Genomic DNA, 1,464 nt, shown 5'->3' with positions numbered 1-1,464 from the left:
GGCGACCGTGTTAACGCGAAATGGCCACCCCTGCGTTGGGGTGGCCATTTCATCGAAGAAGTCCGGCGGTGTCCTACTCTCCCACAGGGTCCCCCCTGCAGTACCATCGGCGCAGAGAGTCTTAGCTTCCGGGTTCGGAATGTGACCGGGCGTTTCCCTCTCGCTATGGCCGCCGAAACACTATTGATTTAGGTATCAGTTCATAGCCACCAGCACCGTGCCACCCCGTGGGGGTGTTTTGGTGGTGGTGGGATGATCCCCGACCGTAAATCGGGAACCACAAAGTGGACGCGAAACATCTTTGTAAGTGTTATCAAGTTATCGGCTTATTAGTACAGGTCAGCTGCACGAGTCGTTAGTCCTCGCTTCCACATCCTGCCTATCAACCCAGTAGTCTAGCTGGGAGCCTCTCCCCTAAAAGGGATGGAAATCTCATCTTGAAGCTGGCTTCCCGCTTAGATGCTTTCAGCGGTTATCCATTCCGAACGTAGCTAATCAGCGGTGCTCCTGGCGGAACAACTGACACACCAGAGGTTCGTCCATCCCGGTCCTCTCGTACTAGGGATAGATCTTCTCAAATTTCCTGCGCGCGCAGAGGATAGGGACCGAACTGTCTCACGACGTTCTAAACCCAGCTCGCGTACCGCTTTAATGGGCGAACAGCCCAACCCTTGGGACCTACTCCAGCCCCAGGATGCGACGAGCCGACATCGAGGTGCCAAACCATGCCGTCGATATGGACTCTTGGGCAAGATCAGCCTGTTATCCCCGAGGTACCTTTTATCCGTTGAGCGACAGCGCTTCCACAAGCCACTGCCGGATCACTAGTCCCGACTTTCGTCCCTGCTCGACTTGTCAGTCTCACAGTCAAGCTCCCTTGTGCACTTACACTCGACACCTGATTGCCAACCAGGTTGAGGGAACCTTTGGGCGCCTCCGTTACTTTTTGGGAGGCAACCGCCCCAGTTAAACTACCCACCAGGCACTGTCCGAGAACCGGATCACGGTTCGTCGTTAGATATCCAATATGACCAGAGTGGTATTTCAACAATGACTCCATGAACACTGGCGTGCCCACTTCACAGTCTCCCACCTATCCTACACAAGCCACACCGAACACCAATACCAAGCTGTAGTAAAGGTCACGGGGTCTTTCCGTCCTTCTGCGCGTAACGAGCATCTTTACTCGTAGTGCAATTTCGCCGAGTTCGCGGTTGAGACAGCTGGGAAGTCGTTACGCCATTCGTGCAGGTCGGAACTTACCCGACAAGGAATTTCGCTACCTTAGGATGGTTATAGTTACCACCGCCGTTTACTGGGGCTTAAATTCGCAGCTTCGCTTACGCTAACCGCTCCTCTTAACCTTCCAGCACCGGGCAGGCGTCAGTCCGTATACATCGTCTTGCGACTTGGCACGGACCTGTGTTTTTAGTAAACAGTCGCTTCCCACTGGTCTCTGCGGCC

Annotated in this window: 2 rRNA genes (1 of these 2 running past the window's edge); both read right to left on the bottom strand. The window is 54.4% G+C overall.

What is annotated here, in order from left to right:
* Positions 1-60: 60 nt before the first annotated feature.
* Positions 61-177: ribosomal RNA gene (gene rrf / locus OH146_RS13595) — 5S ribosomal RNA — on the bottom strand.
* Positions 178-309: 132 nt separating this feature from the next.
* Positions 310-1,464 (bottom strand): 23S ribosomal RNA (locus OH146_RS13590) (it continues 2,061 nt past the right edge of the window).

This window comes from Homoserinimonas sedimenticola (assembly GCF_026094475.1).
Classification (GTDB): Bacteria; Actinomycetota; Actinomycetes; order Actinomycetales; family Microbacteriaceae; genus Homoserinimonas; species Homoserinimonas sedimenticola.
This window is presented reverse-complemented; position numbering and strand designations above follow the sequence as displayed.